Here is an 11,793-nt window from a genome sequence, read left to right as displayed (position 1 = left end):
CTTTTTCATTTGTAATTTGAAGTTTTACTACTTCAATTTTTTGATTAGAAATCGTAAATTCAATTTCCTTGTCAGATAAACTATATCCTTCTGGTGCCTGAACTTCTTTTAAAACATAATTTCCTGGCTCTAGTTCTTTCGAAGTTGCTTTACCATTTTCATCTGATGTTAATGTGTCTATTTTTGTTCCATCTTTCAAAATTTCAAACACTGCGCCCGCTAATTTTTTATCTTTATCATTAGCATCTACTTTTATAATTTCTATTTGACCTGTAATTTTTTCTTTCACTTTTTCATTTAATACTTCTTGTTTTACCACTGTATTTGCTACAATGTTTACTTCCACTTTTACTTCTACTGCTTTGTAGCCTTCCGGCGCTTTCGTTTCTTCTAACGTATACTTACCTGGCACTAAGTTTTCGAATTTCACAACGCCGTCTTTATTCGTTGTTTTCGCTTCTCCAACTACTTGACCATTTTCTTTTTTCAGTTTAAATTCTGCACCTTCTAGAACTTTTCCACTCTCTGCATCCTTTTTGATTACTTGTAAGCTTCCTAGCTCTTTTGCGTTTTCTACTTGTACTTGTACTACTTTGTTTGCTTCCACAACGACTTCAATCTCTTCTTTTATCAACTTATATCCTTGTGGTGCTTTCGTTTCTATTAATGTGTATGTTCCTAGTTCTAATTTCTGAGAGATTACTTTACCTGTTTTATCTGTTCGTAACGTCTCTACTTTTTTACCATCTTTGTACACTTCAAATTCTGCATCTGATAATACTTTCACTTTATCTTCTGCATCCACTTTTACGATTTCAAATTGACCAAGGCTCTTACTGTTCGTTACTTTTGCATCAATAACTTTTTCACCATCAACTGTTACATGAACTACTTGTTTTGTTAACTCATAACCTTCTGGCGCTTTTGTTTCTTCTAACGTATATTCACCAGGCACTAGTCCGTCTACTTTAACAGTTCCAGACTCATCTGTTGTAATTCCTTCTTTTACAACATTTCCTTTCGCATCTTTCAATGTAAATTCTGCGCCTGCTAAACGTTTCGCTTGATCTTTATCATCCGTCTTAATAATTTGTAGAGAACCTAAAATTCTTTCGTTTTCTGCCTCTACTTTCACTACTTCTTTCTCGTTTTGTATTGTTACTTTCCATTCTTTATTTGAAAGCTTGTAACCTTCTGGTGCTTTCGTTTCTTTCACTGTGTATTCACCTAATGGTAATTTTGGTGACATCACTTTTCCACTCTCATCTGTTTTCAGTTCTGCTACCTTTTTACCATCTTTATACACTGTAAATTCTGCACCTGATAATACTTTCGCTTTATCTTCTGCATCTACTTTTACAATTTCAAATTGACCTGTTACTTTTTCATTCATAACTTCTTGTTTTACTACTTCATTCGCTACTACGTTTACTTCGACTGTTACCTCTACTGCTTTGTAGCCTTCTGGCGCTTTCGTTTCTTCTAACGTATACTTTCCTGGCACTAAGTTTTCGAATTTCACAACGCCGTCTTTATTCGTTGTTTTCGTTTCTCCAACCACTTGACCATTTCCGTTCTTTAGTCTAAATTCTGCGCCTTCTAGAACTTTTCCACTCTCTGCATCCTTTTTGATTACTTGTAAGCTTCCTAGCTCTTTTGCGTTTTCTACTTGTACTTGTACTACTTTGCTTGCTTCCACAACGACTTCAATTTCTTCTTTTAATAATGTATATCCTTGTGGTGATTTCGTTTCTTTTAATGTGTATGTTCCTGGCTCTAATTTCTGAGAGATTACTTTACCTGTTTTATCTGTTCGTAACGTCTCTACTTTTTTACCATCTTTGTACACTTCAAATTCTGCGTCTGATAATACTTTCGTTTTATCTTCTGCATCTACTTTTACGATTTCGAATTGACCTGTAGCTTTTTCAACGATTTTTTTATTCAACACATCTACAGTCACTGTTTCATTAGCAGCTACATCAACATGAACTAAACTAGATGAAAGTTCGTAACCTTGTGGTGCTTCAACTTCTTTTAATGTATATGTTCCAACTGGAAGTTGTTTTGATAAAGCTTCACCTTTACCATCTGTAATAATTGTTTCGACAACGTTCCCATCTTTATCTATAACATCAAATTTTGCACCTGGTAAAAGTTGACCAGATTCACTATCTTTTTTCAATAATTTAAATTGACCATTTTCTACTTTTTTCGTATTCTTCATAACAAATTCAATTATGTTTGTATTATCAATTGTTACTTTTACTGGTGTGTCAACTTTTATATATCCTTCTGGTGCACTAATTTCTTTTACAAAATAATCACCAAATGGTAAATCTTTAACTTCCGCAATACCCTTTTCGTTTGTTGTAACAGTAGCCACAACATGATTATCTTTGTCTATAACATCAAATTTTGCGTCTTTTAAAACAATATTTTCATCGTTTTCATCAACTTTTTTAATTTGTAAATTTCCTTTTTCAGCTGCCGGCTTTTTCCACTTTGGCCAGTTAAATTTAAAATTATGAACCTCAAATCCATCTCTTTGGTGTAATCCACCAACAAAGGCTTGTCCGTTAATAGAGCCACCCTTTGTCTCTACAACTGCATTAGGTGCAAATACACTTCCTACTACCCCATATCCTTTAGTTGTTATCTTTGTAGCATTAGGGAACACCCAAATGACTTTACTAGATAACTCAGTAAAAAAGGAATTAGGGTCATATGGTTGAGAGGTATTAACTAATGTGAACCCGCCCTTATCTGTCGTATCATACAGGATTGCACCGCCACCAAAATTAACTTCTTCTGCATCTGAATGAATAACAATAAAGTCTTTATTACTTACATTCGGAAGAAAAACGTCTTTTACATCAAATGTTTTCTTTCCATTTTGTCCTGAAGAAACGTAAATATTAGGATTATTTACATCTTCACCGATTCCAAAGGTCATACCCGGTTTGGGTTTAGCAGTATGTAATTGGCCCGCATCCTCAATTACACTATTAACATCTTTTCTAAACTCCTTAAATTTAGCATCAATCTCTGCTTGCTCTTTATAAGAGATACGGTCATATGACGATTTCATTGCACCTTCTGGGTCACCGTCTTTTGTCATTGCCACTGTTCCATCTTGAATAATTACTTGTCCTGTTCCCGCTTTCGTAAATTGACCACCTAGTAATAATGATGGATATCCTTCATCTACCCATGTTGCTCCAGCTAAGTTATGCGCTCCAGTTGCAGCCGCTAAGACTGTATAACTTGATGCGTTCATATTTTTTTGAACAGCCATCGCACCCTCAATGTCCGCACTCGTTGCACTATGATCTCCAAAAATGATTGCATTGTAATAAGATACATCACCTAAACCTTTTAATTCTGTTGTAGCTGCCTCTGCTTTATTTGGTAAATGGATTAGAAAATTCATACATACTAGTAATACAACTATTAAACTACTACTTATTTTTTTTACTTTTTTATTAAATAATGTATTCAATTAATTCACTCCTCACATCTTAATGTAGCTAATAATCTCTGTAGTACCTCCTTTTACACAAACTAATTTTGAGATAATTTTAAAATACAATATAGTCCTTGTTTATACAAAATAATATTTTTCTCTTTATAGCGAAAAATATTATTTCTTTCATAATCACGTTTAATGAGAAAATAAAATTTCACAATGCAATTCACTATATATAATGTTCCTCTGGTAACTAGTTCGTCCATAACTTTAATTCGCGTAGGATGAGCAAATAAGGTGTGTTCTTCAAACTAATTATTTGTAAAAATGATAAGTCTTCAAGAAGTAGCTCTTTTTTAGCCTAGATTTCATTTAATATTCTTTGTTTTTCTTTCTTCTGCTCTTCAATTTTCATATAATATTTCATTTCTTTAACCTCTCTTATTTTTAAATTTATATATAAAATTATCAATATACATTTAGATAATTTTATAATGTAGATAACAAATATAAAAAACCAACCAATTAGTTGCTCTTAAAGGACAAAAAACCCTATTTACAGAAACAGAGTTTTTGTCAAAAGTGAGAATATAAATACTTTATTAGGGACGTTGCTTCCCCACCTTTCAACGTACAGCCGTCGTCAAAGAAACAGAATTTATATTTGGTTAATATATATTTGCTGTACGCTCAAAGGAAGGGAAAACCTTCCCTGTATATGAAGTTACTAGATTGTGGAATGAGCACGCCCCACTAATTTATTTTTACATAATTTCATCCCTTTAACATCAACATTTTTTCCTTATAAACTGCAAAAATACATTATAAAAGAGCTACCGTACATCAGTTACCCTCTCATCAAATTCTTATGTTAATATTCAAAATTCGATACATGAAGTTTTACTGGTTAAAAATTAAAGACGTTATCCAAATAGATAACGTCTTTGCTAAATAAGCGAATCATGTTGTGTATTCCATATTTACTTTAGTTAGGCTATTCTTCTTTCAGCTAACAACCACAACAGACCATCTCGGCAAACTTATCAAGTTTCCCTCACTCCATCAACTAGGATTTTGTTAGCTCAAAGAAGAGCGCAGGTTCTTCCTAATCGCGGTAGCATTCAATCGTTACCAGCTACTAGCTTCGGATTTTTCACGAAAAAGCTAAAAAGCTGATTGAAAGTCATCTGGAAACGAAGGAGCATAATAATGAAAGAAAAATTACTTACAGTATTAACTTGTAGCGCATTACTAATGGGGATGGTTGCTTGTAACTGAGATGAGAAAACTACAACTGAATCAAAGTCATCTGAACCTACTTACAAAAAGGATGAAACAAAACCCAAAGGAAGATTAGCATTTCAGGATATGACTACAGATCAATCTCTGCGAAACTAAAACAAAATTAAAGATGATTAAGCTAATCAAGGTATTCAAATACTACCTTTTAATCTTGAATATGAAGAAAGCACTGAAACTCATCGTTTTTATTACACAAAAACTGAAGATAGTACATCGGAAACTAAATGGGTTAGTGTGAGCCTAAGAAGAGATGATAAAACAATTAACAGTATTTTATATAATGGCGCTCCAGACCTAAACACTGTTAAAGCCATGATAAAGGCTACAGGGTTAACATGATCAGATAAACTAGATAGAATGGTTGAAGGAAATGAATCAAATAAAGATAGCAATAAGATAGTAGTTGATGCTGTAAAAATCTCTATTTTCGGAACTCCTACTACTATCAATGTTTCAATCGATGCACCGGCAAGCATTTAACATGGTTAATATCAACTCGAAGGAAGGCACCTTAGAGTATCTTTTTCCCTATTCTGCTGCAAATGATTATGGTATTACAATAATTATAAAAAAAGAATATATGGTTGAAAACAATTTACTTATTTCAACTTCTACCTTTACTTTTTTTAATAATTACTCTTTAATTTACTTGGCGAATACCATTTTAATTCAAAAAATGATCTCGTTACATTCTTTAAGACCATTGAAACTTTCTTAACATTGTTAAAAATGGGGGGATTGGCTTGAAAATGGGCTTAGCGTTGTAAATCCGCATTTTCCTGACGGTCCCCCATCAGAAATTCATCTATGTTATTAGTATCAATTTGTCTAAATGTTTCTAATAACACAGCAAATTTATATATTAAATAACAAGTCCACCTCTTACAAAAAACAGGATAAAAAAATAAACAGCGGAACTAGTCCACTGTTTATTTCACCGCGCCTTCATGCAATTTTTCTGTATAATCTTTTACATCTTTCCAGCTATCTTTCGCTGTATGTAAGTCTTCTTTTATGAAGGTAAATTCTTCAGGGCTGATTCCTTTTACGTTTTGTAGTAAATTATTATATTTTGCCCCTACTGTATACCATTGATTTGATATATTTTGCAGTGCTGTAATTGCTGCATCAATTGTTTCTGTCATATTTGTTGTTTTATTTTTCACATCTGTCAAAATTACGACTTCTGCTTGTGCGCCAGAAATTCTATCCTTTAAATTGGCGATTTCTCTTTCTGCATTTGCGATATCTTTTTTCGCAATCGCAATCATCGGTCCGCCAGCCAGACATGTTATTAATGCTACGCAAAGTACACCACCAGCAATGACCATATCATTACTTTTTTTGATTGAATCGTTATATGTATTGATTTGTTGCTCTAGAGCTGGAATACCGGCATTCGTACTTGCTAAAATCGCTGTTAATTGATTTGTATCCTCTTTAAAGCTATTTGTGTCTTTCGCCATTCTATCGCGAAAAGCTTTCAAATTACTTAGTAATACATCTACCTCATTTTGATTCTTTACAATATCGGCATACAATTTTTCTAAATCCGCTTTTAACTTTACGTTATCCTTTTGATCAATCGCTATTAGCATATCATTATAATACGCTTGAAAAGTATTATTGTAATCAATAATATTTTGATCCGTTTTCATAATTTGAGGCTTCATACTATTTAACCAATACGCTGCGTTGATCTTTGCATCTCTTTGGTGCTGAATCATATTTCCTTTAAACTCACTATTAATGGAACTTATTTTGCTCAAATCAGTCTCTTGTTGATTTTGAATTAATTTTGCATATGAATCCATTGCGAATATGCTCGATGTCGTTTGCGCCATTACATCTTGGAATCCTGCTGGTCCGAGAGAATAATTTTTAGCATTTTCTTGTAACACCTTTACATTTTGTTCTGCTGCAAAAGGATGTAAAGGAAATGCATTACTCGTTGCCACCCCAGCAATCATTACCGCTAAAAGGCATTTTTTATAAAATCGTTTCTGCATACTTTTCACCTATTTTCTTTATAAGAGTATAAAAAAACTCCTGCTCACAACTGAACAGGAGCTTCAAATCATTCATCAATACGTAACGCTCTAACGATTCATATTTGATTAAGCTTTTTTCGTATCTACTACTTTAATATCTTCCGCATAAATCTTTTCTGCATAGTCTTTAATGTTTTTCCAGCTATCTTTCGCAATGTTTAAATCTTCTTTAATGAAAACAAGGTCATTCGGACTAATTGAATCTACATTTTGAAGTAAAGAATTGTATTTTGATCCCATTGTGTACCATTGGTTTGAAATGTTTTGCAACGCTGTAATTGCAGTATCAATTGTATTTGTTAAATACTCCGTTTGTGTTTTAATGTTCGTTAACCCAGCTACTTCTAATTGAGCAGTTGTAACTTGTCCTGTTATTTTTTGAATTTCTGCCTGTGCATTATCAAGCTCTTTCTTCGCTAATACGATACCAGCTGTACCACCGCCTACAGCTGCTGCACCACCTGCAATTAATGCGACTCCTAGCGGCGTTCCTGCCCCTGTAGCAATAACTACTGCACCACCGATAATTGCAATTGGTCCTAGTGCTGTCGCAACAGATGAACCGATAATAATTGCATTATATTTACTAATTGCTTCATTGTACGTTGTAATTTGATTTTGCAATAGCGGAATTCCAGCATCTTGACTAGCTAATATAGATGTAATTTGATTCGCATCACCCTTGAAGTTTTGCGTATCTGACGTCATTTTGTTTCGGAATTTCTTCAAGTCTTCTACTAACTGATCTACTTGCGCTTTATTTTCATTAATACTACTTGATAATCTAGTTAACCCTTTCGTAAGAGTTGCTTTATCTTTTGCATCTACCGCAGCAACTAAAGTATCATAATAGTTTTGGAATTTCGTATTGTAATTAATGATATTTTGATTCGTTGAAATAAGCTGTGGTTTTAATACATCTAACCATTGCTTCGCATTTCCTCTAGCTGTATCTTGGTGCTGAATCACTTTTCCTTTTAAAGCCGCATCAACAGAAGATACATTACCAAAGTTAACATTCCCTTGTTTAATAATTGTTAAAGCGTACAGATCCATTACTAAGGCGTTTGAACCTGTTCTCTCCATTGCATCTTTTAAGCCTTCTGGTCCTAATGAATATTCTTCATAGTCATTATAAGCTTTTGCTACCGCATGAACTGGAGCCTGTTTCACTGTACTTTCAGCTGCATACGTATGGGCTGGCATGATGTTCCCTGCTGCAAATACTGCCATAAGTGCTGATAGAGCCATTACTTTATAAGGTTTTTTTGTCATTTTTCTTCTCTCCCTATATCGTTACTTATTTTTAATGTACTTCAACGTTTGTAACGTAATCTTCAAATTGATTCGTTTGTTTATTCATTTCATCACTTATTTTTTTAATTTGGTTGAAATGTTTTTGTAGTAAACTACTGTCTGTATATGTGTCTTCTTCAACATTCTTTTGAATTTGGATCATATTATTGTTTAGAACTTTCCAATCTGTTAATAACGTTTCTAAAGTTGCAATTTGACGATCGATTAGTTCTGTAAAGCTACTTACTTGATCTTCAACGAATGTAATTTGTGTCGCTTCTGCTTCAGTTTGTGATAACTTTTGAATAAGTGGTAGTAGCTCTTTTTGCTTTTGCTGAATGCGAAGAGCCGCTTCCCTCGTTTGACTATCTGCAGCATTGACAATTTCATTACTTAAAGTACCGATAGAAACGAAATCAATTGTTTTCGTTTGTGCAGTTTGATTTGTAATTGTAAATACTTGTTTACCGATATTAATAGAACCTTTAATAATTTCTTGAGGTCTATTCAAAATATTCGTTAACTCTGCTTGAATTTCCCCTTGAATTCTTTTAATATCTTCTCTTAACTTCACTATATCTCCACTTGATCCTTGTAGTGTTTTTATTGCTTCATCGGCCTTAATTGATAAGTTGCTACTATCTTTGTCTAATACCGTTTTAAATCGATTTAGCTCTAATAAATCTTGCTCCATACTCTCTTGAATGCTTTGTACTTGTAGTTGTAATTTTCCATATGCATTTGTAAAATCTGCTTTTGCTTGTTCATCTTCATTTACGTTTCCCGCTAGTTCATAGAGCTTACTATAATAACTATTAAATCTAGTACTATATCTCATCATCTCTTGATTTAAGTCGATTAGCTTCGGATTATATTCATCAATCCACTCTCTTACATTTGCCTTTGCAAACTTTTGATGATTCGTCAAACTACTCATCGCGTTCACCTTAATGTCTGGCTGTTGTAAAATCACTAGTCCATATGCTTGTATAAGTGGTGACTGTGACCCTAACATTCTAATTGAATTAGATAATGTATTTGGAGCAATTACATTTTGTGCATATACTGCTTTCACCTCTGTTTGCCCCTCCTTAGCGTAAGCGCTTACAGGAATGAAGCAACTTGTAGATACTGCTGTAACCAATAACCCTGTAATTAAAGTCTTTTTCACTTTAACTCCTCCTATGTATTAGCAACTATTACTATCGCATTTTATTATTCTATTTTCTTACACATAATTTGAGATGGTTAAAATAGAGAACGTTCCCACCGCGATCCATGTATGAACCACCTCTCTCAACCTTTATTGCTACAGTACTTACTTATTGTTATAAAACATTTCATATGTGATTAGTATGAATAACATTGTATAAAATTTCTATTTTATAGCCATTTCCACATTCACACAGTGAATATATTACACGAAAATATTATTCATTATAAAACAAAAAACGTACGTCAATATGAAATTCCGTTTTGTTTTCATGTAAGTTTTGTACTGTAAGGTCATTTAAACACAGCTATTTATATAACGTAAAGAAGTATTTTCACTCCCTTTATTTTCAAGCTTTCCTGTCCTTATTTCAAAATATAATCCGCTTCACTTTCTCAATTGAAATATCCATATATCACAACAAAAACCCCTACTTATTCACAGATACAAAAGTTATATCAATATATCTTTTAGACTCATATGCAATTATGCATAGCGTATACACAAAAAGGATAGCTTCACTTTCATGAAGCTATCCTTAAAAAATCTTCTTACTTTTTCAAATGATATGGAACTGTCGTGATAACAACATTTCTTTTATAGAGTAAATATGCACGAATGAGTAAGCTAGACTGATTATGAAGAATGTTATGCCAACCTTTTTTCGGAATGAACTGTGGTATAACTACAGTCACTCGGTAATTTGATTCACTCGCTTTATATTGCACTGTATCAATAAACTTTGTTAGCGGTTGTAGAATACTTCTATAATGAGAATGTAACGTAACAAGTCTTACTTCAGGTTGCCACTTCTTCCATTTCTCTTCGAATTTCTTTTCCTCTTCTCTGTCAAAAGCAACATATACAGCGATAACTTGATCTGCTGAAAGAGACTTCGCATAGTTCAACGAATTTTCTACCACATGTGTCATACCAGCCACAGGAACGACAATTACATTTCCTTCAATCGGAACAATTCTCTCACAAGTTTTTAAACTTAATTGATCGCCTACTGCATCATAATGCTTCTTAATTCGGTGGAACAGGAATATGATTGCAGGTAAGAAAATAAGGATCGACCAAACTTGTGCGAATTTAGTTAAAAAGAACATACTCATTACGATAAAACTAATGACTGCACCTATTAAATTGACCGTTAATCGTAAAGCCCATCCTTCAGGCTTTTCACGAATCCATTTTAATACCATACCAGTTTGAGAAAGGGTAAACGGAATAAATACACCCACTGCATATAACGGGATTAAATGTTCTGTTTGTCCTTGGAAAGCTACAATTAAAATAATTGATGCGATTCCAAGTATAATAATTCCGTTTGAGTATCCTAGGCGGTCTCCTCTAATCATAAACATTCTCGGTATAAATTTGTCTTTTGCAAGGTTAACTGCTAATAGTGGAAATGCAGAATAACCTGTATTAGCAGCAAGAATTAATATTAAAGCAGTTGTACCTTGTATGAAATAGTACATGAAATTACGCCCAAAAGTTTGTTCAGCAATTTGTGAAACAACCGTTACTTCCTTACTTGGATTAATCCCGTAATAATAAGCTAAAAAGACAATTCCTGAAAATAAAACGGCAAGTAATGCACCCATTGCAAGCAATGTTTTCGCTGCATTGTTTGGTGCAGGATCTTTAAAGTTTGGAATTGCGTTAGAGATCGCCTCAACACCTGTTAAAGCTGAACTACCCGATGCAAATGCTCGTAGCAGTAAGAACAAACTAATCCCTGCAACTGGCGTTCCAATCGGCGTGTGTAATGTCGGTGAAACTTGACCCGTTATAATATTATAAATACCTACACCAATTAATATAAATAGTGCTAGAACAAATAAATAAACAGGATATGCTAAAACGGAAGCCGATTCCGTTACCCCTCTTAAATTTAAAATAGTAATAAATATAACAAATATAATCGCAATGATTACATTATGTGCATGTAAACTAGGAAAAGCTGATGTAAGAGCATCTGTACCCGCTGATACACTTACTGCAACAGTTAAAATATAATCGACTAATAAAGACCCTCCAGCTATTAACCCTGGATTCATCCCTAAATTTTCTTTTGATACAACATACGCTCCTCCGCCATGCGGATAAGCGAAAATAATTTGTCGATAAGATAAAATAAGAGCAGTTAATAACACTAATACCCCAACAGCTATCGGAATGGAATACCAATAAGCTATTGCCCCAAGACCTGCTAAAGCAATTAAAATTTGCTCCGGTCCGTATGCAACCGATGACAATGCGTCAGAAGATAATATGGCTAGCGCCTTCGTTTTATTAAGCTTTTGCTCTCCTAACTCAGTTGATTTTAACGGCCTTCCAATTAAAAACTTTTTGATAGATGAAACCACTGCTGTCCACTCTCCAATAATTTTGTACGAACTTTTCTGCTAGTTACAGCGGATAAACGATTTCTTCAGAAAACAAAAAATGTC

General features: G+C 33.6%; 5 protein-coding genes and 1 pseudogene. 1 reads left to right on the top strand and 5 read right to left on the bottom strand.

Features of this window, described 5'->3' with window-relative positions:
• A partial coding sequence (locus AC3WTI_RS00395; protein WP_492304290.1) for a SpaA isopeptide-forming pilin-related protein occupies window positions 1–3,502 on the bottom strand: 3,502 nt, incomplete at its 3' end.
• Window positions 3,503–4,678: 1,176 nt separating this feature from the next.
• Between AC3WTI_RS00395 and AC3WTI_RS00390 the strand changes: the two are divergent.
• Window positions 4,679–5,251: pseudogene (locus AC3WTI_RS00390) on the top strand (hypothetical protein).
• A 449-nt stretch (window positions 5,252–5,700) separates the two neighbouring features.
• On the opposite strand, the gene nheC reads toward AC3WTI_RS00390, so the two are convergent.
• The 4 genes from nheC to AC3WTI_RS00370 all read right to left on the bottom strand — a co-directional run bounded on the left by nheC (window position 5,701) and on the right by AC3WTI_RS00370 (window position 11,709).
• A complete protein-coding gene (nheC, locus tag AC3WTI_RS00385; RefSeq protein WP_097842078.1) occupies window positions 5,701–6,780 on the bottom strand; it encodes a non-hemolytic enterotoxin NHE subunit C in 1,080 nt (359 codons plus the stop codon).
• Between the two features lie 108 nt (window positions 6,781–6,888).
• Window positions 6,889–8,097 (bottom strand): non-hemolytic enterotoxin NHE subunit B, encoded by a 1,209-nt coding sequence (gene nheB, locus AC3WTI_RS00380; RefSeq protein WP_000162968.1) that lies wholly within the window; start codon window positions 8,095–8,097, stop codon window positions 6,889–6,891.
• Between the two features lie 31 nt (window positions 8,098–8,128).
• Entirely contained in the window at window positions 8,129–9,289 is a 1,161-nt protein-coding gene (gene nheA, locus AC3WTI_RS00375; protein ID WP_087955682.1) for a non-hemolytic enterotoxin NHE subunit A, read from the bottom strand.
• Between the two features lie 593 nt (window positions 9,290–9,882).
• Window positions 9,883–11,709, bottom strand: a complete 1,827-nt coding sequence (locus tag AC3WTI_RS00370; protein ID WP_097842079.1) for an APC family permease — start codon at window positions 11,707–11,709, stop codon at window positions 9,883–9,885.
• Window positions 11,710–11,793 lie beyond the last annotated feature (84 nt).

The organism is Bacillus sp. EB106-02-03-XG38 (assembly GCF_058792175.1).
This window is presented reverse-complemented; position numbering and strand designations above follow the sequence as displayed.

Coding starts and splice junctions, on each gene's coding strand:
- nheC (WP_097842078.1), bottom strand. CDS start 6,780: ATGCAGAAACGATTTTATAAAAAATGCCTTTTAGCGGTAATGATTGCT.
- nheB (WP_000162968.1), bottom strand. CDS start 8,097: ATGACAAAAAAACCTTATAAAGTAATGGCTCTATCAGCACTTATGGCA.